The 25,952-nt window shown below is 63.5% G+C and carries 24 protein-coding genes (1 of these 24 cut by a window edge); 12 read left to right on the top strand and 12 right to left on the bottom strand.

Annotated features, from left to right (window positions below; all coding sequences use genetic code 11):
* A protein-coding gene (locus FIV42_RS04505; protein WP_141196523.1) for a threonine ammonia-lyase crosses the window boundary here: on the bottom strand, positions 1–946 show its 5' portion. Its footprint begins 320 nt before the window's first position; only the first 946 of its 1,266 coding nucleotides appear in the window; the start codon lies at positions 944–946; the stop codon falls past the left edge of the window.
* 201 nt (positions 947–1,147) lie between these two features.
* Between FIV42_RS04505 and FIV42_RS04500 the strand changes: the two genes are divergently transcribed.
* The 3 genes from FIV42_RS04500 to FIV42_RS04490 are packed head-to-tail and all read left to right on the top strand — an operon-like array spanning position 1,148 to position 3,034.
* Positions 1,148–2,065 (top strand): tetratricopeptide repeat protein, encoded by a 918-nt coding sequence (locus tag FIV42_RS04500; RefSeq protein ID WP_141196522.1) that lies wholly within the window; start codon positions 1,148–1,150, stop codon positions 2,063–2,065.
* Between the two features lie 36 nt (positions 2,066–2,101).
* The gene (locus tag FIV42_RS04495; RefSeq protein WP_141196521.1) at positions 2,102–2,590 is read left to right on the top strand and encodes an FKBP-type peptidyl-prolyl cis-trans isomerase; all 489 of its coding nucleotides are present in this window, start codon (positions 2,102–2,104) and stop codon (positions 2,588–2,590) included.
* A 36-nt stretch (positions 2,591–2,626) separates the two neighbouring features.
* A complete protein-coding gene (locus FIV42_RS04490; RefSeq protein WP_141196520.1) occupies positions 2,627–3,034 on the top strand; it encodes a CoA-binding protein in 408 nt (135 codons plus the stop codon).
* A 3-nt stretch (positions 3,035–3,037) separates the two neighbouring features.
* Here FIV42_RS04490 and FIV42_RS04485 read toward each other — a convergent pair whose 3' ends face one another.
* A complete protein-coding gene (locus tag FIV42_RS04485; protein WP_141196519.1) occupies positions 3,038–4,843 on the bottom strand; it encodes a hypothetical protein in 1,806 nt (601 codons plus the stop codon).
* 191 nt (positions 4,844–5,034) lie between these two features.
* On the opposite strand from FIV42_RS04485, the gene FIV42_RS04480 reads away from it, so the two are divergent.
* Positions 5,035–5,457: a sporulation protein gene (locus FIV42_RS04480; RefSeq protein WP_141196518.1), complete on the top strand. Its 423-nt coding sequence runs from the start codon at positions 5,035–5,037 to the stop codon at positions 5,455–5,457.
* 21 nt (positions 5,458–5,478) lie between these two features.
* On the opposite strand, the gene FIV42_RS04475 is transcribed toward FIV42_RS04480, so the two are convergent.
* Positions 5,479–6,282: a metallophosphoesterase gene (locus FIV42_RS04475; protein WP_168210406.1), complete on the bottom strand. Its 804-nt coding sequence runs from the start codon at positions 6,280–6,282 to the stop codon at positions 5,479–5,481.
* Positions 6,283–6,458: 176 nt separating this feature from the next.
* Between FIV42_RS04475 and FIV42_RS04470 the strand changes: the two genes are divergently transcribed.
* The 3 genes from FIV42_RS04470 to FIV42_RS04460 all read left to right on the top strand — a co-directional run bounded on the left by FIV42_RS04470 (position 6,459) and on the right by FIV42_RS04460 (position 9,734).
* On the top strand, positions 6,459–8,132 hold the full coding sequence (locus FIV42_RS04470) for a DNA repair helicase XPB (protein WP_141196516.1): 1,674 nt from the start codon (positions 6,459–6,461) through the stop codon (positions 8,130–8,132).
* A 246-nt stretch (positions 8,133–8,378) separates the two neighbouring features.
* Positions 8,379–9,224, top strand: a complete 846-nt coding sequence (locus FIV42_RS04465; RefSeq protein WP_141196515.1) for a DUF6261 family protein — start codon at positions 8,379–8,381, stop codon at positions 9,222–9,224.
* A gap of 93 nt (positions 9,225–9,317) precedes the next feature.
* Positions 9,318–9,734, top strand: a complete 417-nt coding sequence (locus FIV42_RS04460; RefSeq protein ID WP_141196514.1) for a hypothetical protein — start codon at positions 9,318–9,320, stop codon at positions 9,732–9,734.
* 267 nt (positions 9,735–10,001) lie between these two features.
* On the opposite strand, the gene FIV42_RS04450 is transcribed toward FIV42_RS04460, so the two are convergent.
* Positions 10,002–10,976 carry a phosphotransferase family protein gene (locus FIV42_RS04450; protein ID WP_168210405.1) on the bottom strand — a complete coding sequence of 325 codons (975 nt, stop codon included), beginning with the start codon at positions 10,974–10,976 and terminating at the stop codon, positions 10,002–10,004.
* On the bottom strand, positions 10,973–11,548 hold the full coding sequence (locus FIV42_RS04445) for a hypothetical protein (protein WP_141196512.1): 576 nt from the start codon (positions 11,546–11,548) through the stop codon (positions 10,973–10,975). Before FIV42_RS04445 ends, FIV42_RS04450 begins: the two co-directional genes overlap by 4 nt.
* Positions 11,549–11,684: 136 nt before the next feature.
* On the opposite strand from FIV42_RS04445, the gene FIV42_RS04440 reads away from it, so the two are divergent.
* Positions 11,685–12,065 carry a GFA family protein gene (locus tag FIV42_RS04440; RefSeq protein ID WP_141196511.1) on the top strand — a complete coding sequence of 127 codons (381 nt, stop codon included), beginning with the start codon at positions 11,685–11,687 and terminating at the stop codon, positions 12,063–12,065.
* Between the two features lie 60 nt (positions 12,066–12,125).
* Here FIV42_RS04440 and FIV42_RS04435 read toward each other — a convergent pair whose 3' ends face one another.
* A complete protein-coding gene (locus FIV42_RS04435; protein ID WP_141196510.1) occupies positions 12,126–13,001 on the bottom strand; it encodes an ATP-grasp domain-containing protein in 876 nt (291 codons plus the stop codon).
* A 42-nt stretch (positions 13,002–13,043) separates the two neighbouring features.
* Positions 13,044–14,267: a serine/threonine-protein kinase gene (locus tag FIV42_RS04430; RefSeq protein ID WP_141196509.1), complete on the bottom strand. Its 1,224-nt coding sequence runs from the start codon at positions 14,265–14,267 to the stop codon at positions 13,044–13,046.
* A gap of 275 nt (positions 14,268–14,542) precedes the next feature.
* Here FIV42_RS04430 and FIV42_RS31060 point away from each other — a divergent pair, with 275 nt between their 5' ends.
* The 4 genes from FIV42_RS31060 to FIV42_RS04410 all read left to right on the top strand — a co-directional run bounded on the left by FIV42_RS31060 (position 14,543) and on the right by FIV42_RS04410 (position 21,272).
* The gene (locus FIV42_RS31060) at positions 14,543–15,760 is read left to right on the top strand and encodes a response regulator (RefSeq protein ID WP_141196508.1); all 1,218 of its coding nucleotides are present in this window, start codon (positions 14,543–14,545) and stop codon (positions 15,758–15,760) included.
* Between the two features lie 155 nt (positions 15,761–15,915).
* A complete protein-coding gene (locus FIV42_RS04420) occupies positions 15,916–18,705 on the top strand; it encodes a valine--tRNA ligase (RefSeq protein ID WP_141196507.1) in 2,790 nt (929 codons plus the stop codon).
* A gap of 3 nt (positions 18,706–18,708) precedes the next feature.
* Positions 18,709–19,500 (top strand): M48 family metallopeptidase, encoded by a 792-nt coding sequence (locus FIV42_RS04415; protein WP_141196506.1) that lies wholly within the window; start codon positions 18,709–18,711, stop codon positions 19,498–19,500.
* Positions 19,497–21,272 carry a multiheme c-type cytochrome gene (locus FIV42_RS04410; RefSeq protein ID WP_141196505.1) on the top strand — a complete coding sequence of 592 codons (1,776 nt, stop codon included), beginning with the start codon at positions 19,497–19,499 and terminating at the stop codon, positions 21,270–21,272. Before FIV42_RS04415 ends, FIV42_RS04410 begins: the two co-directional genes overlap by 4 nt.
* A gap of 6 nt (positions 21,273–21,278) precedes the next feature.
* On the opposite strand, the gene FIV42_RS04405 is transcribed toward FIV42_RS04410, so the two are convergent.
* The 5 genes from FIV42_RS04405 to FIV42_RS04385 form a co-directional block, all read right to left on the bottom strand.
* The gene (locus FIV42_RS04405) at positions 21,279–21,494 is read right to left on the bottom strand and encodes a TIGR02450 family Trp-rich protein (protein ID WP_141196504.1); all 216 of its coding nucleotides are present in this window, start codon (positions 21,492–21,494) and stop codon (positions 21,279–21,281) included.
* A 32-nt stretch (positions 21,495–21,526) separates the two neighbouring features.
* On the bottom strand, positions 21,527–21,883 hold the full coding sequence (locus FIV42_RS04400) for a rhodanese-like domain-containing protein (RefSeq protein ID WP_141196503.1): 357 nt from the start codon (positions 21,881–21,883) through the stop codon (positions 21,527–21,529).
* 115 nt (positions 21,884–21,998) lie between these two features.
* The gene (locus tag FIV42_RS04395) at positions 21,999–22,643 is read right to left on the bottom strand and encodes a DUF6992 family protein (RefSeq protein WP_141196502.1); all 645 of its coding nucleotides are present in this window, start codon (positions 22,641–22,643) and stop codon (positions 21,999–22,001) included.
* On the bottom strand, positions 22,640–24,409 hold the full coding sequence (locus tag FIV42_RS04390; protein WP_141196501.1) for a hypothetical protein: 1,770 nt from the start codon (positions 24,407–24,409) through the stop codon (positions 22,640–22,642). The genes FIV42_RS04395 and FIV42_RS04390 overlap by 4 nt, the downstream gene beginning before the upstream one ends.
* An 80-nt stretch (positions 24,410–24,489) precedes the next feature.
* Positions 24,490–25,869, bottom strand: coding sequence for a sigma-54-dependent transcriptional regulator (locus FIV42_RS04385; protein WP_141196500.1), 1,380 nt, complete (start codon positions 25,867–25,869; stop codon positions 24,490–24,492).
* Positions 25,870–25,952 lie beyond the last annotated feature (83 nt).

Raw genomic sequence — 25,952 nt, 5'->3', positions numbered from 1 at the left:
AGACACGCTTGCCCTGGATGTTGTCGACCTTTCCGGCGAGTAGGGCGGCGACGGGAGCGGCACCGGCGCCTTCGACGACGAATTTCTCTTCCTCGAGACAGACCAGAATCGCGTTGGCGATTTCCTCTTCGTCGACCGTGACAATCTCATCGACGTATTTGCTCACATTGGCGTGGGTGATCTTGCCGACTTTGCGTACGGCGACACCGTCGGCCAGCGTTTGAGCGGCGGGCATCTCGAAGGGAAAGGTCTTTTTGACCGCTTCTTGCATCGAGGGCAGGACCTCCGGCTCGACTCCAATCACGCGGATCTTGGGGTTGGTCTGCTTGAGCGCGGCGGCGATGCCCGAGACGAGTCCGCCCCCTCCGATGGGGACGAGGACGACGTCGAGATACGGATTTTGCTCGAGCACCTCGAGGCCAAGTGTGCCCTGGCCGGCGATAATGGCCGGGTCGTCGAACGGGTGTACGAAGGCGCGGCCTTCCTTTTCGGCGAGCTCCATCGCGTGGGCGTAGGCCGCGTCGTAGTTTGCGCCGTGGAGGACGACCTTGCCACCAAAGCGTTTGGTGCGCGTGACTTTGACCAGCGGCGTTCCCTCGGGCATCACGATCTTGGTGTCGATGCCGAGCTTGGTTCCGTGGTAGGCGACCGCCTGGGCGTGATTGCCCGCCGAAGAGGCGATGACACCGCGGCGCCGCTCTTCCTCGGGCATGGTCATCAGCTTGTTGGCCGCGCCGCGTTCTTTGAAGCTGCCCGTGCGCTGCAAATTGTCGAGCTTCAAGAAGACCTGGCAGCCGAGCTGACTGCTCAGGTTTTCGCTCTTGTGGCAGGGCGTGACGTGAATTGAATCGCGGATACGCTCGCGCGCCGCCTCGATGGCGTCGAAGTGTACTAAGAGATTCTCGGAAGTTTCGGCTTCGGTCGTACCCTTCGGGTCGGCAGCCATGGGGAGCCTCGCAGTTCGTGGACTTATTCAAGTTATGGTGTCGATCAGCGCGATCGTGGCGGTAGCAGAGAACGCGAGCGCCGGTGGCCTCTCGACAGTTCATCAACACCATATATCATCACGGCCCAACTGATCAGCTCACATCGGGTCACAGTGGCTCTGGCAACATAGCACCGATGGAGCGTCGGCAACGAGGCATACGTGCTCGAACGGCTTTACCCAAAATTCGTATCGCTTCTGGGCGCGCTTGGCTTGGCTTGCTCGCTTGGGTATTTCGTGGGCGTCTATCTGGCATTCCAGCCCGAGTGGCAGGATTGGGCCGATTTCTTCGTGCCTGCAGCGATCCCTCTTCTTATCGTCCCGTACGTGTTGTTGTTGTCTCACCTGTATCTTCGAACCCATCTGGGGGCCTGGTTGCTGAAACGTGGCGCAGTCGACCAAGCGATCGACTATTGCTCGGCACGTCTGAGCAGCAACTTGATGCGTGGCCGCAAAGAAGCACTGATCCATCGGGTGAACCTCGCACGCGCGCTGGTTGTGCGGGGAGAATACGAGCGCGCATACGAGACGCTTTCGGCGGGCTATGCCAAACCCGACAAAGGCGCGCAAGCCGTCAATATCGCGCGTTGGCGTATGGAGGTGGCGCTTCGGAAGGAGAACCTCATCCAGTGCCACGAAGCCTACGAGGCGGCCGCCGAGCTCACTCGTCCGAAGGGGGCGCGTGCATACCTTCTAGGCTGTCGTGCGGAGTTGGCGGTTCGAGAGGGCAAGCGTGGCGAGTTCGACGAGTCGATCGAGGAGGGCCTTTGGGCCAAGTCCGACAATCCACGCGTCCGTCTCTGTCAGGTGCTCGGCGCTCTGCGCTTCGGGGCATCGCACGAGGAGTTGACCGAGGCGCTCGCCCTGCTCGAACAGGCCTTTGCGCCCGCGGTCACCGACGTGCCCCGGCGTGAGGGAGAGCTTTTAGCGTGTCGAGCCGAGTTGCTCTGGGAGTTGGGGCGCAAAGACGAGGCCCGCGAGACGATTGCATTCGCCGACGAGGTCCCCCAAGATACGCGCTCGGAGTACGAAATCCGCCGCGTGCGCGAACGCATCACTGCTTCGCCGCAGCGCGATTAACGCTAATCAGAGGCGAACCCCTTAACAGGACCAACCATGGAAGTTCTCAAGAATCGAGTCGTCGGTGTCACCTATATTCTTCGCGACGGCAAAGGCGAGGAGCTCGAGCGCCGTGAAGAAGGCGAGCCGTTTTACTACCTCCACGGGCACGGAAATATTATCCCCGGTCTCGAGGATACGCTGAGCGGCTTCGAGCCGGGCGACGAGTTCGACGTGGAGTTCGAGCCCGAAGAGGCGTACGGCGAGTACAACCCGAACCTCCAGCAGCGCGTCTCCAAGGACGAGTTCCCCGAGGACCTCGACCTGAAGCCCGGGCTGCCCATCCAGCTCATCCCCGAGGAAGGGGGGGCAGGCATGGTCTTCTTCGTCAAAGAGGTCGCCGGCGACCAGGTCGTGCTCGACGGTAACGCCCCGCTGGCAGGAAAGCGCCTGCACTTTACCGGCAAAGTGGTCGACGTGCGTGAGGCGACCGAAGAGGAGATCGATCACGGTCACGCCCACACCGGCGACCACCATCATCACTGAGTCGATTGCGCGATAGCCTCGCGAGGACGGGCCACTATGGCGAATGAGCGCGAAAAGTTGCGTGAGATTCTCGAGTCGACCAAGAGTATCGCGGTGATCGGGATGAAGCGCTCTGGGGCCGCTTATAGCGTGCCGAAGTATATGGAGCGCTCCGGCTACGAGATCGTGCCGGTCAACCCGACGCTCGACCGAATCGACGACCTGGAGGTCTACGACTCGGTCGATCAGATCGACCGTCCCGTCGACATGGTCAACGTCTTTCGTCGCTCCCAATTTGTTGGCGACCACGTCGACGAGATTCTGGCGATGGACCCACCTCCGAAGACCGTCTGGCTGCAACTCGGCATTCGCAACGACGAGGCTGCGCGTCGACTCGAAGAGGCGGGGATCGCGGTCGTCCAAGACCGCTGCCTCAAGATCGACCACGTCTCACTGGTCGGCTGACTTTTAGTCGGCTGATTGGCCGCCTGCGAACTGCCAGTCGACCGGCCCGGGGGGCTCTAGCCCCTCTCTCTCCTCGCCCGTGGGAGCCCCCACGTCGAGGGAGTTGCGGCCCGGCTTCAGGTGCAGCGTGGTGCTCGACCCGCCAGTCTCGCTCGGCCAAACCTTGAAGGTTGCGCCGTGCAGGGGCTCGCCGTGCGGATTGTATAACTCGACCTCGCCTTTTTCACTCCACCACCACCGCACCCCACGCATCCGCTCGGCATGGCCGGCGGCGGCGCCGAGGCTCGTGACGAGCAGGGGGGTCTCCTCTCGCCATAGCTCCAGATTCGTCATCGCGCCGGCCACCTCCGGCGCCACAGTCCAGTGGCCGTCCCGCTCGGGGACGAGCAGTCCCTCTTTGAACGCACCGATGAGCGGGTTTCGTGTCGCTACAAACGGGGTGACGAAGGTTGCCGTCTGTCCGCTCTTCCAGATCGGCTCGAGGCTCTCGGGAGACATCCCCTGGGCGAGGAGCGTCTTTCGGCTGCCGTCGAGTTGCACCGGACCGACCGTCGTGGTCAGTCCCGGGGGCCCGGTGTTGAAGCCGATATCGGCCAACGCGGCATCGTTCGAGCTTCCGGTGATGACGGCGGGAACGCCGGCCCGGGACAACTCGATCAGTTTGCTGCAGCTCGGGCTCGACACTAGGCGGCTGCTCCCTGTGTATCCCTCGACCACTGCCGAGCGCGGCGCAAGTTCGGCGTGTGTGCCTTCGAGCTCGGCGGCGAGTTGCTGGATCGCCTCGTCTGCGACGAACGTCTCGGGCACGACCAGCGTGCCGCCGAGCCCATGCCCCAACAGCCCGCCGGTGCCATAGCGCGGGTCTTCGGGCGACGAATGTCCATACAGCAGCGTGCGCGCTCGCCACAGCCACCGGTCGGCGTATTTGGCCACGCCCTGGGCGACCTGCGCGTCCGGGTGGTGCGAGGCGACGTCAAAGACGGGCACGAGCACCGCCTCCTGGGCATTGGGCAGCGGCCAGCGTGACACCGTAGCGCGACTGCCGACGGTCACGGTCAGGTCGAGCTCCAAATCGACGGTGAGATCGGCCGGGGCTTCGATGCAATCGGACCAGTCGATGTCTTGGCGGCTGCCTGCCTTTTGCCACAACTCGAATTGCAAAGTGTTGGTCGAGTCGTCCTTCGAGACGCGGGGGCCGCTAAAATTCGAGTAGGTCAACGTCTGCTCGCCGCCGCGCCAGGTTGCAGGGAGAGCCACGCCTGCGGGACCGGAGACTGCTGCGTCGGCTTGGGACGTAGACACTAAGGCGAGTTCACCCGACGGAAACGACACCGCCAGGGTGATTTCGTCGGCCAAGTGCGCCGCGGGAAGGGCGGTGATCGCCAGAGCGAGGTGGGCCTGGGGGTTGCCGTCGAAGAAGCTCCACGTCGCGCTGAGCGTTGCCTTTCCTGCCGACCCTTCGCCGACCACAAGCGTGTGGTCTTGGCCACGATGCACCTCCCAACTCGTCCACTCGAACGACATCGCGCGCGGCGAGATCAGCGTCGGGGTGAGTGTGATCGGATCTGCGCCTTCCAGTTGCAGGGTGGGGCCGGTGGCGTCATCGACGCGCACGTCGACCGTCCGGGCGTCATCAGACGCCTGCCACGCAGTGAGCGGCGCGGGTTTGTGCTGCGACTCGGCGGGCGTGGGCGCCGTGGGCTCGTCGTCGTCCGCATTCATCATCACGAACACGACGACCACGGTGGCCGCGGCGAGGGCGAGGAGCCCGGCGAGCACGAGACGGTTGTTTCGACTGCTTGAAGTCATCCAGGGCAACCCTTGGCGGGAAGACGGCATCGGTTGGCCCCAATCTATCAGCCAGCGCGCACGAACCAAAGATTTCAATGCGGGATTTGAAACCGGCGCAATTTTGGTACACTGCCCAAAAGCCTGCCTTGTTTTGTTGTGAATGGGGTTGTGTTGTTCGGGCTATGATGTTCCGGGATTGATTCCGCGCTATGACCAAGATCAAACTTAGTGAAACCCTCAAATTTCTCACGGGCCGTATCAACACCATCACTGGTGGGGAACTCGGCCTCGACTTGAGCTTGGGTAAGCAGGCGATCAAAGCCGGCTACGAGCTCGAAGCCTGGGCCACGCTGCATTGCCCCAAGAAGGCCCGCGAGATCAATTACGTGACGATCAGCTTGGAAGGGCAGGTCCAGCGCGACGGCGAGTGGCAAGACTTCGTCAAGACCGCCGAGGTCGCCCAGGACATCAAGCTGCCGGCGGATTACGAGTTCGTCATCCCCATCGTGCTGCATATCCCTGAGGATGCCGTCTACACCCAGGAGGGCGGCCACTGGATCCTCAAGGCGCGCGCGGCGGTCGACAAGACGATCGACCCACGCGCCGAGGTCTCTTTCGAGGTGCGTCCGTAGTTCTTGCCTCTCGTTCTTGCCTCAGGGACGGTGCTTGACGCTCATCGTCTCACTCTCCACCAACTCCAGATGGATCTCCTTGCTCGGCCGCAGGTCGAAGAAGGTGATCTCTGGCTTGGCGCGGATGCGCCACGGCCACGACGCCGAGCCGAGCCCCCTGCTGATATATAGGTAGCTCTCGCCCAGGCGATAGGGCCCGGCGTAGTACTCGGTGCCGAAGGACTCGGCGATCTTGTGGGTGACGCCGGGCACGTTGAACTGGAAGCCGTGGGTGTGGCCGCTCAAGATCAGGTGCGAGCCCTTCTCGGCGCACGCCGGGGCGACGGCGGGCACGTGGTTGAGCGTCAGGCAGAAGCCCTCGTCTTCGTGGCCGTCGAAGGCGGCTTCGACGTCGGCGTGGCGAGTGACGTGGTCGTCGACGCCGACGACGGTGATCTCGGTGTCCCCGTGAGCAAAGCGCACCCGCTCATTGGTCAGCAGGGGAATCTCGGCACGCTCGAACTCGTTTTGGGTCTGCTCCGTGCTGGCCCAGTGATCGTGATTGCCGAGTACGGCGTAGGTCGGCGGCTCGAGCTCGCCCAGCGTCTGGATGCAGGGGGCGATATCGTCGGTGTTGTAGCCGACATAATCGCCCGTCAACGCGACCAGATGCGGCTCGTGCTCGTTGACGAACTCGACGATCTGGAGCAGGTGACGTGGTTTGACCCAGCGACCCAGGTGGATATCTGTGATCTGGGCGATACACATGTCGGCCAGCGCCTCGGTGACCCGAGGGTGGCGCAACACGAACCGATTGACCTCGACTTCTTTTAACGGATTGATCATAGGGGTTGATTTACCGGGACAGACCGTAGAACCGCAACGGTTGCCATCTGCCAATCGTTGCACTAGTTTGTGCGCCTCGCAGCGAGGGCTGCTGAATTTCTGTTTACACAATGTGTCCGCTGAGGGCCACTCGACAAGAAAATCCGCTCTCCTCCTTCCCAACAAGGTTTCCATAGATGTCGTACAATCCGTCGAATCCGCTCATTGTCCAATCGGACCGGACCGTTTTGCTCGAGACGGCCAATGACAAGTTCGAGGAAGCGCGCGATGCGCTGTCCGTGTTCGCGGAGATCGTCAAATCCCCGGAGCATATACATACCTATCGTATCTCCCCGCTGTCGCTATGGAACGCCTCGGCGCTGGGTTATACGCCCGAACAAGTCAAAGATCAGCTGACCAAGTATAGCAAGTATGAGGTGCCGGATAACCTCATCTTCGACATCAACGACTTCATGTCGCGTTATGGGCGCATCAAGCTCATCTCCGACGCCGGCGATCACTGGTTGGTCTCCGAAGATCTGACGCTGCTCGAAGAAGTCGTGCGCCAGCGCCGCGTCGAGCCGTTTATCGACGGCGATGTGCGCAACGGACGCGTCAAGGTCACCAAGGACCAGCGCGGCTTCATCAAGCACGCGCTCATCCAGGTGGGCTACCCGGTCGAGGACTTGGCGGGCTACGTGGAGGGCGACCCGCTCGACATCGCGCTGCGCGACACGACCCTGCAGGGCAAAGACTTCGGCCTGCGCGACTACCAGCGCGAGGCGGTCGACGCCTTCTGGGCCGGCGGCACCGAGCGCGGCGGTAGCGGCACCATCGTGCTGCCCTGCGGCGCGGGCAAGACGATCGTGGCCATCGGCACCATGGACGTGGTCAAAGAGCACACGCTCGTGCTCACCACCAACGTCACCGCCCTTCGCCAGTGGCGAGACGAGATCATCGACAAGACCGATATCGATCCGGACATGGTCGGCGAGTACTCGGGCGACAACAAAGAGATCAAGCCGCTGACGATCACGACCTACCAGATCCTGACCTACCGCAAGAGCAAAGAAGACGAGTTCAAGCACTTCGGTCTGTTCAACGAGTCGAACTGGGGCCTGATTGTGTACGATGAGGTCCACCTGCTTCCGGCGCCCGTGTTCCGCGCGGTGGCCAACCTGCAGAGCCGGCGTCGCCTCGGTCTGACCGCCACGCTGGTGCGCGAGGACGGCAAAGAAGACGAGGTCTTCAGCCTCATCGGCCCCAAAAAGTACGACGTGCCGTGGCGCGTGCTCGAGAAGAAGGGCTTTATCGCGACCGCCCAGTGCAAAGAGATCCGCGTGCCCTTCCGCGACGACGACCTGCGCCTGACCTACGCGCTGGCCGAGCCGCGCGAGAAGTACAAGCTCGCCGCGACCAACCCGGCCAAGCTGCAGGTCATCGAAGATCTGCTCGAGGAGCACACCGACGACCAGGTGCTCATCATCGGCCAGTACCTCGACCAGCTCGACGACATCCAGGAGCTCACCGGCGCGCCCATCATCACCGGCCGCACCAAGCAGGCCGACCGCGACGTCCTGTACAAAAAGTTCAGGAGCGGCGAGGTCCCCGTGCTCGTGGTCAGCAAAGTCGCCAACTTCGCGGTCGACCTGCCCGACGCCAACGTGGCCATTCAGGTCTCGGGAACGTTCGGCAGCCGCCAAGAAGAGGCGCAGCGTCTGGGCCGCATCCTTCGGCCGAAGGAAAACGGCAACGAGGCGCACTTTTATAGCGTGGTCACCCGCGACACCACCGAGCAGGACTACTCGAATAAGCGCCAGCTCTTCTTGACCGAGCAGGGCTACCGCTATCACATCGAGACGGTCGAGTAGCCTTCGGCTGCATCGTCGAGATGATGGAAGCGCCTCCAGCGAACGCTGGGGGCGCTTTTTTTGTGGGGCTAATCACGCTCGAACGTTCCTTGCCTCCGTTGCTCCATTGCGGCAAACTAGCTGCATTCGCACCATCAACACCGCGCCCGGGGACTTCGCGGCAGCCCGGAGCGCTTCGTTCGCCGCGTGACCGACGATCCCGAGCAGTGGGGGATTGTCCTTTTTGCAAGAAAGGAGAACCGAGTTATGTCGGAAGTCGTCGTCTCACCTCATGTCGCAGGCTACAAGCTCAAGCCGAGCAGCTTGCTGTTCATCATCCTCGATATCATCGTCCAACTCGACACGCTGCAGACGCCCAACCCGCGCCTGAAAAAGCGCGCGACCGACGCGCGCGAGCTCGGCCGCAACGCGCGCTCGCTGCGTTTCCGCTGGCGCAACCAAGACCATTCGGTCAGCCAGGGCCGAAGCGGCGCGCGCAAGACCGACGCCATCATCGACAACACCTTGACGAGCATGGACACCTCGCTGGGCGCGCTCGCCCGCAACGACGAGGCCCCGGACATCCAGAAGAAGGCCCGCGCCCTTCGCAAGGCCCTGTTTGCCAACGGGGTGCGCCCGGTCAGCGGGCTGACCTTCGAGGAGCAGCAACAAACGGTCACCGAGATGCTCGAGCTGCTGCGCGATCCGTTCGCCGACCACGTCGCCGCCTGCGGGCTGACGGTGCTCGTCGACCAGCTCGACCGGCTCAACGCCAAGTTCAGCCGCCAGCTCGACGTGCGCAACCGCGACCAGGTCGAGCACAGCGACGTCGAGGCTGCCGAAGCGCAGTTCACCGAGGCGTTCAACCGCGTTTTTGTGACCATCCTGGCCGACTACTGCGAAGAGCCCGACATCCTCGACAAGCTGCTCGAGCAGTACGCCGACCAGCAGGAGCGCGCGGCGCTGTACTACGAGCGCCATGGCAGCATGCCCGACGTCGACCCGAACACCGGCGAACCCGTCGACGATGACGGCGGCGCGCCGCTCGACGACGCCGACGAGCCGGGCGTAGATGTCGACACCGACGTCGATCCCGAGCCGACCGAGGCGTAAGCCCGCTGGCCCAACCCGATTCACTCCCGAGTCCATCGCGAAGATGCCGCGCGAGCCTGAGGCGCGCGCCGGTCCTTCGCGATGGACTTTTTTGTGACCGCAGTCGTGTCGCGAACCATCGCGATGATGCTCGACGAAACTCCGGTCGCAGCCGACACCATCGCGATAGACTCGCCGGCCACCTCGGTTTGGTCGAAGACCATCGCGATGGTCTTTTTTGCGGCTCGGGTTCGTGACCGGACCATCGCGAAGGACATTTGTGAGGCCGAGGTCGATCGGGAGGCCATCGCGATGATCTTTTTTGAGGCCGAGGTCGATCGGGAGACCATCGCGATGGTCTTTTGTGAGGCCGAAGTCGATCGGGAGACCATCGCGAAGGACTTTTGTGAGGCGGAGGTCGATCGGGAGACCATCGCGAAGGACTTTGGAGAAGGTCGGGTTTGGTCGGCGTCCATCGCGAAGCTCTTCGGGCGCCTCAGAGCTGAGGGCGCTGAGGCTCGGAGGCGCTGAGGCTCGGAGGCTCGGAGGGCTCGGAAGCAGCGAGTCGCGGAACGCTAAGGCGCTGGAGATTCATCTGATTGTGCGCGGAAGGCGCTGTAGAATCCAACGTCGAGGTGTGCCGACAGGTTGCCAATGGGGCTGCCTTCTGCAGCGTTTTCAGCGAACTTCAGATGAATCTTTAGCGCTCCAGCGTTCAGCGCCTCCCAATTCAGCGCCTCCCAATTCAGCGCCTCCCAATTCAGCGCCTCCCAATTCAGCGCCTCCGAGCCTCCGAATTCAGCGCCACCGCGGACGCGGCTCGTCGTCGAGCTCGGCGGCAAGTTGCAGGCGTGCCTGGCCCGGGTAGACCGGGTGGCGCTCCCAAAAATAGGCGACCAGCGTCGTCGCCTCGAAGATGCGAAAGAGCCTGCGGACGTCACGGTCCGGCCAGGCTCTTTTGCTTTCGTAGCCTTGGCGAAAGGGCGCTTCGAGGGCGGGCAGGCGGTCGAACCACCACCAGCGAAGCTTGGCGAAGTCCCAGGCGGGGTGGGCGGCGGCGGCGTGCTCGAAGTCGACGACGCCGCAGAATCGGTGGTCGGCGTCGGCCAGCACGTTTGGCGCGCGCAGGTCGCGGTGGATCATGCGGCGCGGGGTGTCGCCCGGCAGCAGCGAGGCGGCGTGGGCGTCGAGCCAACGCAGGCCGCGTTCGAGCAGGTCGAGAAGGTCCGGTTCTCGCTCGCCGAAGTCGCGTTCGAAGCGCTTCAGGGCGTTTTCGGCCTGGGTGAGCAGGCGGTCGGGGAGGGCGAGGGGGTCGGAGGACATCTTGACGTCGCCGGCGGGGACCTCGAGGTGGTGGAGCACGGCGAGCCAGCGGCCGAAGGCGTGGGCGAACTCTGTGAGCGCAGGCTCGTCGAGCCGGTCGAGTTCGACGCGGGCGGCGTGCGCGTCGCCGACCCACGACAGGACCAGCGCCGGCGGGTCGTGTTTGGGCTCGGCGAGGAGGGGGCGCGGGACGTCGGGGATCTCTTTGTCGGCGAGGAAGGCGAGGGCGCCGGCTTCGGCCCAGACCTTGCCGGCGAAGCCGCGCTGCAACTTGACGACGGCAGCGGGTGCTGCGCTGGGCTCCGGGTGGACCGTGAACAGGTCGGCCGAGAGCCCTCGGTCGAGCGGGCGCAGCTCGGCGTCGCCAAGGCCGGCTAACGTGCCGGCCAACGTGCCGAACAACCGACGCGCCGTCGGCAGCAGATCTCGGTTGCTCTCGGAGAGGCTCACTGCTTTTCGAGCTTTTCGGCCCAGTTTTGGGTGTAGCCCATGGTGATATGCGTGGGACCGTCCGCGCCTTCATCGATGTCGGCGTGGATCTGATACTTCTCCGAGCGCATCTCGAGGATGCCCGCGCGGGGCACGTCGAAGGTCACCTCGTCGACGAAGTCGCGGAATCGCTCGCGTACGGCCTCGAGTTTGACGTCGGTGCGTTTGACCTCGAGGGTGGCCACCTGGTCGTCGAGCTTGGGCCAGAAACCGACGCGTACCGAGATGAGCGCACCGCGCGGCTCACGAAAGACGCAGCCGCGGAACCAGGCGTTCTGGGCAAAGTCGCCGCCCTTATACTCCATCGTCTTGGGGCAGAACTCGGCGAGGGCGTCGAGGGCGTCGTCTTTGGGCTGTCCCAGGTAGAGCGTCTCGATACCCTTTAGTGTGGCGTGATCGTCGCGGGTGGCGAAGACCTCGGGGGCGTCTTTCAAGATCGCCTGGCGTTCTTCGGCCGACGGCGGCTCGACTCTGTTGTCGCAGGCCGTCAGGAGAATGGTTGTCAGGAGGACTGCTGGCCAAATGAGTTTCATCATGAGATCCCTTGCTTGCTGACGGGGCCCCTCCGTCGCGCTCGAACGCGCGACACCTCCCCCCGGCTAAACACCGCGGGGAGGAGCACCTTGCCCTCTCATACCATTGTTCAGACCCTTGTCCCAAGCCCGATACATGACTCTACAAACCTACGAGGGCGGCTGTCACTGCGGTCGCATTCGCTTCGAAATCGACGTCGACCTCGGCGCGGCCGAGATCCTCGACTGCAACTGCTCCATTTGCACCAAAAAGGGCTTCTTACACCTGATCGTCCCGCCCGAGCACTTTCGGCTGCTCCAGGGCGACGATGCGATCAGCGAATACCGTTTCGGAACGAAGCAGGCGGTCCATAAATTCTGCCGGACCTGCGGCGTCCATCCTTTCTATACGCCGCGCAGCCATCCGGACGACGTCGACGTGAACGTGCGGGCGTTGGAGGGCGTGGAGATCGGCGAGCTCGAGATCACGCCGTTCGACGGGCGCAATTGGGAGGATAATGTGGAGGGGATTCGGTAGGTGTTCGAGGGCAGTGGCCTTGCAGGGTCGTGGCGCCTGAAAGACGTCGAGATTCGCACGCTAATCAGCCAGCCGCTCCACACACTTGATGATGTCTTTGGCGATGTCGCGCCCCGTGGCGCCCTCGATGCCTTCGAGGCCGGGCGAGGCGTTGACCTCGATGACGAGGGGCCCGCGGGTGCTCGGCAGTAGGTCGACGCCGGCGACGCGCAGGCCGAGGGCGTTGGCGGCGCGCAGAGCAACCTCGCGTGCTTCGTCGTCGAGGTCGACTTTGCGGGTCGAGCCGCCGCGGTGGACGTTGGCGCGAAACTCGCCCTCGCGGGCGGTGCGCTCCATGGCGCCGACGACCTTGCCGTCGACGACGAAGGCGCGGATATCGACGCCGGTGCTCTCGGCGACGAATTCTTGGATGAGCACGTCTTCGCGCAGGCTCCACAGCGCTTCGAGGGTGGAGACGGCCGACTCGACGGTGTCGACCTTGATGACGCCCACGCCCTGGGTTCCCTTCAACAACTTCAAGATGACCGGCGGGCCGTTGACCTGCGCGATGAGCGCGGGCAGATCGTCGGTGCTCTTGGTCTGCAGCGTGGTCGGGGTGGGGACGCCGGCAGCGGCGAGTTCTTGCATCGCCTGGACTTTGTCGGCGGCGACCATGGTGCCAAACGCCGGGTTGAGCACGCGAATGCCCTGCAATTCGATCTGGCGCAAGAGCGTCAGCCCCCAGCTGCTCGAGCCGCCGCCGATGCGTGGGATCACGCAATCGTAGCCCTCGAAGTTCATCCCGTCGCGCTGGGTCGACAGATGGCCGGCGCCCATCGACACGGTGCATTTGACCGGGTCGATGATGCGCACGTCGTGTTTGCGCTTGCGGCCGACTTCGGCCAGGCGTCGTGTGCTGTAGAGGGTGCGGCCGCGTGACAAGATGGCGAGCTTCATGGGAAGGCCTTCGTGTATCGCTGCTTAGGGGAGCGCTGCGGATCAGTTGGCGCCCAGAAAGAGGCGGGCGAGCCATAAGAGGAGCAGGACGACGCCGCAGCTGATGGCGGCGATCATCACAAAGCGCACGGTCGACATGGCGACGTTGTTGCTGCCGTGGTCCTCGAATGCCGGTGCTTCCTCGTAGTCTTGGGTCGGCTCGTCGTCGATGTCGGCGAGTTCGAGCGGCTCGCGCACTTGCGTGGCGGCGGTCTCGGAGACGTCGTCGTCGCCAAAGACCTGTCCGCCGAAGGCCTGATCGTTGCTGATCGGCTTTTGGCGCTCGGTCTTGGCGAGGTCGACGTCGGCGCCGCCGCCCTCGACGAGCGCCTCGAAGGCATCGAGGGCTTCCTGGGCGCTCGGGTAGCGCTGGTCGGGGTCCTTGGCGATCATCCGAGAAAGCCATGGTTGCCATGCCTGCGGGCAGTCCGAGACGTCCAGCGGGGTGGGCTGGATGAGGATGGAGAGCACCCGGTTTTGCTTTTCGGCTTCGATGCGCGGTTTGCCTGTGAGCCACTCGGCCATGACCAGCCCGAGGCTGAACATGTCGGCGCTGGGGCCAGCCGGATCCCCGACCGCGATCTCGGGAGCGCAATAACGGGGCGTGCCCACGAACCCGCCGCCGCGGGTCTTAACGAGCGTAATCCCCTCGTCGGGGTCGTCGTCGAGAATCTCGCTCGCCTTGGCGATGCCAAAGTCGAGCAGCTTGGCGCGCTCGCCGCCGGGCTCGTCGGGGGCGGGGACCAAGATGATATTTTCGGGCTTGAGGTCGCGGTGGAGCACCTGCTTTCGGTGCGCCGCGGAGAGCGCGTCGAGCAGTTGCTTGACCAAGGGGCGTACACGCTCGGGATCCGCGGCGCCCTCCGTCTCGAGCAACGCGTCGATCGAGTGGCCCTCGAGAAGCTCCATGACCATGAATTCGCCGGCGTCGGCCTCGTCGACGTCGTAAATCTCGACGATATTCGGATGGTCGATGGCCTCGAGGATTTCGGCCTCTTGGCGCATGCGCGCCATGGCTGCCGGGTCGCGACTGCCGGCGTCGGCGCGGAGAATCTTGATCGCCACGCGTCGACCTTCCTGTAGATCTTCGGCCGCGAGGACCTGGCCGTAGCCGCCGCTGCCGAGCTCTTCGACGATGCGGTAGCGCTCGTTGAGCACGTCACCGGCAGCCAGGCTCTCAGACGTCGACGCTTGGGGCGTCTCTGTAGAAGTTGGGTCGGGGCCCATATAGCACAGACGGTACAGGGAAGAGTCGGAAAAGGAGCGTCGCGCCCACGGTCTGTGGCGGGTCACTCGCCGATGATGACCCGATTCGAGGATCGATTCAAGGCGCGTTGTTCGAGTTGGGGCGCATGTAAGCGACTCTTACGGACCGGGAATCTTGACCGTGTATGCGGCCCGTGTTATTCCAGAAGGCGGTATGATCATGCTCAAATCTGGCGTGGTTGCGGCCGTTTGTAGGCGGCGCAAGACACCCCACTCACTCGCTGCAAGGAGTATGCATGAGTCCGACGGTTCTGGTCGCCGATGACAGCCGAACAATCCGCAAAGTCGTCGAGATGGCGCTCAAAGCCGCTCCGTTCGAAGTTGTCGGTGTCGGAAGCGCGCGGGAGGCCATGCAGGCCGCCGAGCGTTCCCCCTCGGTGATTCTTCTCGATTACCATATGCCTGACGGCAGTGGGTACGAGGTGTGCCGGGCGCTCAAGAATAACGGCAACACCGCTCAAATCCCGGTCATCATGATCGGCGGCAATCACCGCGAGTTTAGCGAAGAGCAAGCTCGCGATGCCGGTGCGGACGACGTCATCATGAAGCCGTTCAAGACCGACACGCTCTTGAACGCAATCGACTCGGTGGCCGATGCCTCGGCTCAGCCTGCGCAACCGGCTCAGCCTGCGCAACCGGCTCAGCCTGCGCAACCGGCTCAGCCTGCGCAACCGGCTCAGCCGGCGCAACCGGCGCAACCGGCCCCGATGGCGAACGACGCTACGCCGGCGCCGCCGCCGATCAGCCAGCCCTCGTCGCAGCCGAGCGCGCCTTCGGGCCCGCCGTCGAAGCCGACGAGCACGCCGCCGCAGCCGGCCGCCGAGAGTCGGCCGCGCATTCCGGTCGAAGACAACAGCAACCCGCGCCATCCGTCGCCGCAACAGCAGCAGAGCGCCGGCAGCCAGTCCCGTCTTCGCACGGGTGGAAGCCAGCCGCGCATGCGCACCGACAGCGGTAGTCAGCCGCGCATGCGCACCGACAGCGGCAGTCAGCCGCGTATGCGCACCAACGACGGCGGAAGCCAGTCGCGCATGCGCCCGGACAGCGGCAGCCAGCCGCGCATTCCGGACGCCGGCAGCCAGCCGCGCATCGGCGGAAGCCAGCCGCGCATCTCGACGCCCGACGTCAACGCCTCGACCCGCGCTCAGGAAGTCTCGAGCAGCGGCGCCACCGCCGCCCCCTCCGGGCCGACCAGCGATTCGGGCGTGTCGAATATCGGTATGAGCCGCGCCGAGATCGAGACGATGGTCAAAGAAGAGGTCAAGCGCTCGGTCAAAGAGCAGCTTCCCGGCCTGCTTCGCAACATCATGGGCGAGGTCTTCCAGAAGAAGGTCCTCCCCAAGCTTCTCGAACACGGCGAGCAGCGCGTCGACACGATTGTCCAGCAGCGCCTGGGCGATCAGATCCGCGAGGCAGTACGCGTAGAGATCGAGCGGCTTTTGGCCGAGGAGTAATCTCCTCGCTCAAACCCGCTCACAAGGACCCGCCGAAAGGCGGGTTTTTTGTTGGGCTTGACCCAACTTCGCAGTGATGGATACAACCCACCGAGTGTATAAATTGCAGGCCGATTTGGCCCCCAAGGATTACTAGCCCGACAAGGAATGACGAAATGAAGATCGATCAGAGCTACGACCCGGTTGAAGTCGAGTCCGACTGGTACGATTTCTGGGTGGACCGCGGCTATTTTCACGCCGACGAGACGAGCGACAAAGAGCCGTACACCATCGTCATTCCGCCGCCGAACGTCACCGGTAGCCTGCACATGGGCCACGCGCTGTTCGTGACCCTCCAAGATCTGCTGATCCGCTGGAAGCGCATGGAGGGCTACGAAGCGTTGTGGCTGCCGGGCACCGATCACGCGGGCATCGCCACCCAGGTGATGGTCGAGCGATCGCTGGCCAAAGAGGGCCGCACCCGCCACGACCTGGGGCGCGACAAATTCTTGGAGCGCACCTGGGACTGGAAGGAAGAGCACGGCGGCCAGATCATCAACCAGCTCAAGCGCATGGGCGCCTCCTGCGACTGGGACCGCGAGCGCTTCACCCTCGACGAGGGGCTGAACAAGGCGGTGCGCGAGGCGTTCGTCAAGCTGTACGAAGACGGGCTGATCTATCGCGACCTGCGCATGGTCGACTGGGACCCGGAGGGCCAGACGGTGCTGTCGGACCTGGAGGTCAACCGCGAAGAGGAGAACGGGCGCTTCTGGTACCTCAAGTACCCGCTGGCTGACGGCTCGGGGCATATCATCGTCGGTACGACGCGTCCGGAGACGATGCTCGGCGATACCGCCGTGGCCGTCCACCCCGACGACGAGCGCTACCAAGACCTGATCGGCAAAAAGATCAAGCTGCCGATCGTCGGCCGCGAGATTCCGATCATCGCCGACAAGATTTTGCCCGACCCCGAGAAGGGCACCGGCGCGGTCAAGGTCACACCCGCCCACGACCCCAATGACTGGGAGTGCGGCGAGCGCCACGATCTGGAGGTTATCCAGGTCATCGACTTCGACGCCACGATCAACGACAACGGCCCCGAGGAGTTCGTCGGCCTCGATCGATACGACGCGCGCAAGCTCGTGGTCGAGAAGTTCGACGAAGCCGGCCTGCTCGAGGGCACCGAGGAGCGCCCGTACTCGCCGGGGCGCAGCGAGCGCACCGGCGTGGTCGTCGAGCCGCTTCCGATGCTCCAGTGGTTCGTCAACACCGAGCCGATGGCCAAAAAGGCGATCGACGCGGTCGAGTCGGGCGACACCGAGATCATCCCGGCGGTGTGGAAGAAGACCTACGACCACTTCATGTACAATATCCGCCCGTGGTGCATCAGCCGCCAGCTGTGGTGGGGCCACCGCATCCCGGCCTGGTATTGCCAGGAGTGCGACGAGGTGATCGTGCGCCGCGAGACGCCCGATAGCTGCCCCGAGTGTGGCAGCGACGATCTCGAGCGTGACCCGGACGTTCTCGATACGTGGTTTTCGAGCGCGCTGTGGCCGTTCTCGACGATGGGCTGGCCCGACGAGACGCCGACGCTCGAGAAGTTCTATCCCACCCAGGTCATGGAGACGGGCTTCGACATCCTGTTCTTCTGGGTCGCGCGCATGATGATGATGGGCCTGTGGTTCATGGACGACGTCCCCTTCGAGAAGGTCTTCCTGCACGCGATGGTGCGTGACAAGGAGGGCAACAAGATGTCGAAGACCAAGGGCAACGTCATCGACCCGTTGCACATGATCTACGGCGCCGAGTCCGACGAGCTCGACCCGGAGCTGCACAAAGAGCTCCTGAACCAGTATCCGGAAGGTCTGGGCGCGCAGGGCGCCGACGCGCTTCGGTTCACGCTGGCGATTTACGCCGCGCAGGGCCGCGACATCAAACTCGACATCAAGCGCATCGAGGGCTACCGCGCCTTCCTCAACAAGCTGTGGAATGCGGCGCGCTTCGCGCTGATGAACCTCGAAGACTACGAAGCACCGGCCTACGAGACCTACACGAGCTCCTGGGAAGATAGCGCGCAGACGCCGTTCGACGCCGAGCATTTGTCGGTAGCCGACCGCTGGATCCTGCAGCGAAGCGATCAGGTCGTCGGTGAGGTCAAACAGGCGCTCGACGAGTTCCGCTTCAACGACGCCGCCCAGCTCATCTACAAGTTCGTCTGGCACGAGCTGTGCGACTGGTACATCGAGCTGAGCAAAGAGGTGCTGCACGAAGACCGCGGCGCCACGCCCGAAGAGCGCAAGGCCGCGCGTGACACGCTCACCTACGTGCTCGACGCCACGCTTCGGCTGATGCACCCGATTTCACCGTTCATCACCGAGGATATCTGGCAGGCGTTGCCGCACGCCGGTGATGCTCCCGAGAGCATCATGGTCGCGCCGTGGCCCGAGAGCCGAGGCGCCGAGGACTTCGCAGAGGCCGCCACCCAGATGGATCGCGTCATCGAGCTTATCTCGGCGATTCGAGGCATCCGCGGCGAGACGAACGTCAAGCCGGGCCAGACGATCGACGAGGTCTTCTTTGTCACTGACGATGCCGACGCCAAGGCCGCCATCGAGGCCTGTGAGAGCTATATCCAGCGGCTGGCCAAGGCCGACAAGATCGAGGTCGTCAGCACCGACGCGGCCCCCGAGGTCGAAGGCGCGGCGACCGCTGTGCGCGACGGCGTCGAGATTCGCATCCCACTGGCCGGCCTTATCGACCTCGACGAAGAGCTCACTCGTCTCCAAAAGGAGCTCGAGCGCGTCGAAGACGACATCAAATATGTCGAAGGCAAGCTCGCCAACGACGGGTTTGTGAACAACGCACCCGAACACATCGTCCAGCAGGAGCGGGACAAGCGGGAGCAGTATCTGGAGGAGAAGGCGACCCTCGAAGCTTCGATGGAGGAGCTTCGCAAGTTGCAGTGACGTATGACCGACGGCAGTAACAACAATCAATCCACGTTGTTCGATTGGCAAGACGTCGACGACGAGCCGCGCACCACGCGCGGCACGCTCGACATGTCGGAGTTGCCGTCGGAGTTGCGAGGCTGTCGCCCTCGGGCGCACAAGTTACACGTGCGCCTCGAGGAGCTTCTCGGGATCGTCGATCTCATCCTGACGGACAACCGCCGGCGCATGCTCTCATCGCGCCGGCGGCGCAACCGCCAGGAGATTCGCGCTCACCACATGTTCGTGAACAGTTGCGATGCGACCGTGTCGGCCATCGCCGACCTGGCCAGCGGGCGAAAGGGCGCGCGCCAAACCATCCAGCAGTTTATCCAGGACAACCGCGACGCGATCAGCTTCGCGCCCAGCGACGACGAGCTGCAGCAGCGCGGCGAGCACTTCAACCTCGGCGTCGTGTTGCGCAAGGTGCTCAAGATCTTCGCCGAACCCGTGCGAGACGAGCTCGACGGCATTCACATCACCTGGGGGCGACGCGGCCGTGGCACCAAAAGCATCCGCTTTGGCAGCTACGATTTCGACCGCAAGCTGATCCGCATCCACCCGGCGCTCGACCGGAGGTGGGTTCCCGATTATTTTGTCGAGTTCATCGTCTACCACGAGCTATTGCACGCGATCTTTCCGCCGCGCGAGGGCCAAACGCGACGCGAAGTACATACGCCGGAATTTCGCGCCATGGAAAAGCAGTTTCCACACTACGAAAAGGCGATGGCTTGGGAAGCCGCTAATCTTCGACGGATACTCGATAATAAATGAAATCCTCGTCCCAAATCTCTCGGCGCTGGTGGGTCCTTCTTGCAATTCTCGGCCTGTGGGCTGTGGTGATGGCGCAGGCGTGCGAGCGCAACGCCGAGCGCGCCGATACCGACGGCCCGGTCGCCAAGTCCGACTCGAACGAGGAGGGCGGCGCCAAGGTTGACGAGGTGGGCGAGGGTCCGACCACGCTCCCGGGCGAGGCCAAGCCGGGCACGGTCCAGCCAAAGTCGCCGGGCCCGGAAGGGCCGGGCGTCTTCTTCCTGTCCGGACTCAAAGGTTATCTGGAGCCGTGCGGCTGCAGCGCCGAGGTGTTGCTCGGCGGTATCGACCGCATCACCGGTTATGTCGCGGCCGCCCAGAAGCTCTACCCAGATGTGGCCATGCTCGACGCGGGCGACATGCTCTTTGAATTCGCCGAGCTCGAAGAGCACGCCATTCCCCAGGAAAAGGCCAAGACCGACGTCATCGTCGCCGCACAGAAGGCCCTCGGCACCGAGGTGACCGTGCCCGGCGAGCTCGATTTCGCGATGGGCGTCGACTTTTACCAGAAGACCCTCGAGCAGGCGGGCGTCGAGCCGATCGCCGCGAACCTGAAGTTGGGCGGCAAAGCACTCGCCGCGACGGAGGTTCTCGACCTCGAAGACATCAAGCTCGGCGTCGTCGGTGCGGTCAATCCCGAGCTCTACAAGGACGTCGAAGGGGTGAGCGCGAGCGAGCCGGTGCCGGCGGTCGAGGCCGCCGTCGCCTCGTTGAAAGAGCAGGGCGCCCAGACGATCGTCTTGTTGATGCACGGCGATCTCGAGGCGACGCAGAATGTGTTGGAGGCCGTCGACGGCATCGACTTTGGCGTCGTCGGCCACGGCCCGCGCGAGACCGATCAGGTCTATGAGGTGGGCGGGGGGCACACGCTCGAAGCCTACGACCAGGGCCGTTATCTGGGCGTGCTCAAGCTTCTCCAGCGTGACAAAGGCGAGCCGTACACGAACGCCAGCGCCGGCAGCAAGACCGAAATCGAGAAGCTCCAGCGGCTCATCGAGCACAAAAAGAAGCAACTCGAGCGCTTTCCTCCGTCGAAGCGCCGCGAAAACCCGCCCATCCTCCAGCGTCTGAGAGACGATATCGCCGAGCGTGAGGCCAAGCTCGAGAAGCTTCGCACCGAGGATGTCAAAGTGCCCGAAGCGGGCAACGCCTTTATCTACAGACCCGTGCCGATGGAGCCGGGGCTTCCGATCAACGACAAGCTCAACAATCTTCGAAACGAGTACAACAAGAGCCTGCAGGAGTTGCAGTCGAAGGTCGAGCGCGAGGTTCCGCCGGTCGAAGAGGGCCAAGCTTTCTTCGTGGGCAATCAGGAATGCGCCCGCTGTCACGTCCAAGAGCAGGCGTTCTGGGAGAAGACCGAGCACGCCACCGCCGTCGAGACGCTCGAGGAGCGCAACAAGCTCTTCGACCAGAGCTGCATCGGCTGTCACGTCGTCGGCTACGAAAAGCCGGGCGGAAGCGTCATCGGCAAGCTGCACTACGAGGCGAAGCTCGGCGAGCGCACCATCCAGAAAAACCTCGAGGACGTCGGCTGCGAAAACTGCCACGGCCCGGGCTCCGACCACGTCCAGGCGCCCATCGACGCCTCCGGCAACCCCCAGCACATCAAGGCCGACCCGGTCGAGAGCGACTGCATGGAGTGCCACGTCCCCGAGCACTCCCCGCAGTTCAACTTCGACGCCTACGTCAAAGACATCACCGGCGAAGGCCACGAGATGTCGACGAAGTAATCGGCATTAATGCGTCCAGCCGGGGCGCCACTCGTCGCGGTTGCGAAGCTCTCGCCAGGGCAGGCGTAGCTGGTGGTGGTCCAAGACTGCTTCGAGCACGACCTCGCCGGCCTTCTTCTCGAAGCGAAGCACCTGCCAGTGCTTGCGTCGCTCTTCGGGCTCGACGGCGGTCCATTCGGTACCGGGTAGTTTTTTGGGATTGGTCGGTTCCGGGGTAGGCATCGGATCCTCCTCAGTTCACAACTCGAAACCTCTCAGCGCGGCCAGTTGGCTCTTCCGCCGAGGTCGAGCACTTCGATACCCGATCGGCGAAGAAGTTTGGCAGCCCGCGCGCTGCGCATGCCCGAGGCGCAGGTGACCACGATGGGTCGTGGCTTTCGCTTCAGGCCTTTGACGTCCTGCTGCAGTTGGTGCAGCGGCACGTTGATGGCGCCCTCGGGGTGGCCGGAGTCGAACTCCTGGCGAGTGCGCACATCTACCAATGTCGCCCCCTTTTCGAGGGCGTCGAGGATCTCGCGGCGCTTCTCGGGATCCAGCGATTGTGTTTTGCGCAGAATGTAGAACGCGACGAGCGTCAGCGCAGCGACGATAATAAAGGTGGTGGTGCTCATGGGGACCTTAGGAAACGGCACAGTCGGTGTGTGTCGTACGTGAGATGCAGTTGATGGCGCAGGGTTTCACAATCGTTTTGACAAACCCGACGCGTAGGCGAAGCGGGGGAGATGATTAGAAGCTAATCGTCAGCGCGGCGCCGGTTGCATCGCCGACGAGCGGCTCGACGCGCATGAGAAAGTCGGAGGTGTTCTGGTTGTGCAGCCAGAAGAGCACGCCGTCGAAGACCAGCAGGAATGCTCCCTGCAGCATCACGGAGCGGCCGTAGCCGACGAGGCGGTCGGAGTCTTTGCGCAGGCCGCGCTCGTTGAGGTAGGCGCCGGCGGCGATATAGCCGATGTCGAGGCCGGCGTTAAAGAGCAGAACCTTTTCGATGAACTGCGCCTCTTCGATCGTCGCCAGTAGCCCGAAGCTCGCTGGGTCTTCGCCGCCCGCGCCGATGAGGCTGCCGACGGCGATGGCGCCGTTGACGACGTTCCAAGCCGCGTTCATCTGGTGGAAATATTTCCAGCGACCCTTGCTGGCGAAATAGCCCCAAGTGCCCACGCCCATGTTGAGCGCTGACCAGCCGAGCAAGACGCTCATGCCGGTCTGATTGATCGCCAGGCGGTCGGCATTCTGTTCGAGCAGGTGCGCGTCGAGCGAGGCGACCGCCTCTTGGGCGTAGGCCGTGGTCGGTGTGGCGAGGTTGGCGGCAAAGACCACCAACGCCGCCAGAAGCGCGGCGCACAGGTAGGGGTTTGGGAGACGCGATGTCACGACAACCGGTGCAGCTTAAACGCGAACTCCGGTTCGTGGTACTGCAGGCCGAAGAGGCGGTCGAGTACCAGCCCGCCCAGATCGTAGTTGCCGGGGGGCACGTGGTTGAAGTCGAGGCCGGCAATGGCGTCCAAGGTGGCCTGGGTCGCCTCGCGGATGGTCTCTTCGTCGAAGCTCTCGAGAAGTTCGGCGGCCTTCTTCTGGAAGAAGCGGCGAAAGGCGTCCTCGAAGATCTTGTCGATGAGCTGGGTGTCGGACATCGTGCGCCGGTAGATGAGCGGCATTAGGCGCACGCTGTTGAATTCGAACTTGGTCTCGCACCAGTCGAAAAAGACGTCCAGGTAGGGCTCGAGTCCGGTGTCGCCGACCGCGCGCAGCACGAAGTAGCACGCCTTGATCTGGCGCAGGAGGTAGCGCTTGACCGTGGCAGCCGAGATGTGGGCGACCATGCGGTCGCTCGGCGTTTGCGCCGAGGCGTGCAGCGGGCGCCAGCGCTTGGGCGGAATGTAGCGCAAGAAGACGTCTTCGGCGTCTCGACGCGCCGACTGCTGGGCGAAGGCGCGCCAGGCGTCGACGTCTTCGGTCTCGCGCGTAAACAGGTGAAACTTGATGTGCAGGTTCTCTTCGAGCCAGTGGCACGTCTGCGCCAGGCCCTGGTCGAGGTCTTCGACGTCGCTGTTCGCCTCGAGTTCGGCCAAAAGGTTGTGGTTGAGCAGGTGGCGCCGACGGATGCCCAGCCGCATGATCATGTCCTCGTAAAAGAGGTTGCGATCGTTGTTGATGCGGGTGGGGCGGTCGGTCTGGAAGAGCTGCAACAGGATGCGCGCCTGGCTGAAAGCGCCCTCGTTAAACTTCTGCTCGACGAGGCTCAACAACTCCTTGGCCTTCGCCTCGAACTGCTCGTCGTGGACGAAGTAGCCGAGCAGGAGGTCGCGCGCGAGCATCGTTTCGGCGATCGACAACTGCATGTCGACGGGCAGGCGATCGTTCTCGATGAGCAAGCCCAAGAAGATGCGGCCGGCCTTCAAGACCTCCGGCGAGTCGAGGCGCGTGGCCTTGGCGGCGGCTTGCTCGAGTTCGTCGTCAGCGCTCTGCGAGTTCTCCAAGATCGCTTCTTGAGCGATTTCTTCGACGATCTCCGCCGCCGCGATGGCGTCACCGCTTTGGAGCGGAGCGGTTGGTCGCGTCTGGGCTGCACTCAGGTCGCCCTCGGCGTCGACGTGGACAGCCTCGGATTCTTCGTCGAGCCCGGTCGATTCGCCGCCGTCGGCAGCCGTCTTGTCGTCTTCATGCTCTTCTTCTTGTTCGTCGTCAGAGTCGCTGTCCGAGTCCTCTTGCTGCTCGTCAGCCTCGTCAGATTCGTCCGATGCTTTCTCTTCACTCTCGTCGTCTTCGAGTTCTTCTTCCTCGAGGATTTCAAAGAACTCGTTCGACGCGTCGGCGTCCGCCTCGACAGGCTCATCACCCTCACCAGAATCGTCAGCCTCGTCCGCCTCGTCTGCGGGCGCAGGAGGCGGCGCGGGCGCGGCGAGTTCGGGGCTCTGTTCGTCGGCCAGCGGACATTCGATCGCTTCGGTCCACTGCTCGGGTTTGCTCAGTCGAAGGATCTCGGTGACCACGACCAGAAGGGGATCGTGCTCGGGACACTCTTCGAGCTGCGCCTCGACACTCGGACGGACCTGTTCGAGGAGGTGATCGAGGTAACTTCCCTCGAACGCCTGTTCCTGGGTGGTCCCCTTTAAGAATTTGAGGAACTTCTTAAGCATCGGTGCTCTGTGGCTTGTAATAAAAGCGCACCGAGAGTTCCACATTCGGCGCGACTGCGCAAGTTGAGATGTGGCCTAAATCAGGTCTCCATACCCACCGTCTCGAGGCCGTAGTCCTTGATCTTGTAGAGCAGGGCCCGGTGACTGATTTCGAGGAGCTTGGCGGCGTTGGTGCGGTTGCCGCCAGTCTTTTCGAGAGCACGTCGTATCAGAATACGCTCGAGCGCAGTACTCATCTTTTTGATCGACAGCTCGTCGCTGTTAAAAAGCTGCTTGAGCTCGTCGTTGCTGTCCAGAATGCGGTCGGGCAGCACCGACTCGTCGATCTTGTGGCCGTTGGCCAAGACGACCCCGCGCTCGATGCAGTTTTGCAGCTCGCGCACGTTGCCCGGCCAGTGATAGTCGAGCATGAGCTTCATCGCCTCGGGCTCCACGCCGGTGATCGACGTGCCGAGCCGTTGGTTCTGCTTGGCGATAAAGAAATCGACCAGGGGGCGCACGTCCTCGCGGCGCTCGCGAAGCGGGGGCAGCTGGATATTGATCACGTTGAGGCGGTAGTACAGATCCTCGCGAAACAAGCCCTCTTCGACGCGCTCGCCCAGGTCGTGCAGGCTGGCGGCGACGATGCGCACGTCGACCGGGATCGACTTGTTGCCGCCCACGCGGCGAATCTCGTTTTCCTGCAAGACCCGCAGCAATTTGACCTGCAGGTTCATCGGAAGCTCGGCGATCTCGTCGAGGAACAGGGTGCCCTTGTGGGCCTCCTCGAAGAGTCCCACCTTGTCTTGAGTGGCGTCGGTGAACGCGCCGCGCACATGCCCGAAGAGCTCGCTCTCGAGCAGGTTCTCGGGGATGGCCCCGCAATTGATGGGCACCCACGCCTCGTCCTTGCGTGGCGACAGGTTGTGGATCGCGCGGGCGATGAGCTCCTTACCCGTGCCCGACTCACCGGTGAGCAGGATGGTCGACTTGTAGCCGGCGACCTTCGAGACCGTGCCGTAGACCGCCTGCATCGGCTCGCTGTCGCCGACGATATTCTGGAACTCGCCGTCCGCGCTGAAACCCTTGAGCGCGTCGTTTTCGCGCTTGAGTTGCAGGCGCTCCTCGGCCTTGGCCAAGGTCAGCAGCACCTCGTCCTTTTTGAACGGCTTGTCGAAATAGTCGTAGGCGCCGCGCTTGAGCGCGTCGATGGCCATCTCGCGGTTGCCGAACGCGCTCATGGCGATGACGGTGGTGGGGATATTGCGCTCGAGGACCTCGTCGATGAGCTCGAGCCCGTCCATCTTGGGCATGCGCACGTCGGTGAGCACCAGATCGTACTCGCGGGTGAGCAACTCCTTGAGGCCCTCCTCGCCGTCACCGACGGTCTTGACCGCGTAGCCCTCCTTTTCGAGCAGCACGGTGAGCATGTGGCGGATGCTCTCCTCGTCGTCGATGACCAGTATGCGAAGCTTGTCCATGAGCGCGGCTGCAGGGCAGGGGAGTGACCAACGGGGCCATGTTCCGCCATCGCCGCGTGGCAGTCAATTGCCCCCGTCTCGCA

This window comes from Persicimonas caeni, from assembly GCF_006517175.1.
GTDB classification, from domain to species: Bacteria; Myxococcota_A; Bradymonadia; order Bradymonadales; family Bradymonadaceae; genus Persicimonas; species Persicimonas caeni.
The sequence above is the reverse complement of the archived record's forward strand: the minus strand, read 5'-3'. Positions and strand labels throughout refer to the sequence as shown.